Origin of the sequence: Microvirga antarctica (assembly GCF_017921815.1) — a bacterium.
Taxonomy (GTDB): domain Bacteria; phylum Pseudomonadota; class Alphaproteobacteria; order Rhizobiales; family Beijerinckiaceae; genus Microvirga; species Microvirga antarctica.
On sequence record NZ_JAGEMM010000152.1, the window covers coordinates 1 to 285 of the forward strand.

Annotated in this window: 1 protein-coding gene; it reads right to left on the bottom strand. The window is 55.8% G+C overall.

Features of this window, described 5'->3' with window-relative positions; translation table 11 throughout:
* Positions 1–285: RelA/SpoT AH/RIS domain-containing protein (locus J4G32_RS21260; RefSeq protein WP_210497706.1), on the bottom strand; the 285-nt coding region annotated here is incomplete at both ends.

A 285-nucleotide genomic window follows, 5' to 3' on the forward strand; every position in this document is an offset into this window, starting at 1 on the left:
CAAAGGTGATAAGCACGCCATCCGCGCCTTTAATCGGCAGGTGGCCGTGATTCGATTGCGCAACGGTCGGCACCACGGCTTCGCCTTGCTGCAGATTTTTCGCGACCACTACGCTCATCGCGTTGCCGAGACCGATTTCCGCCAGCAGATCGTCAAGCGTTGCCAGCTTCATACGATCCAATTCGCGCTGAATATTTTCCTGCGGAATTTCCGCCAGCTTACGACTACCGCCTAAGGCATGGTTAAGCAGACGACGGCCCAGGCTTACGGAGTCATCACGTTTGA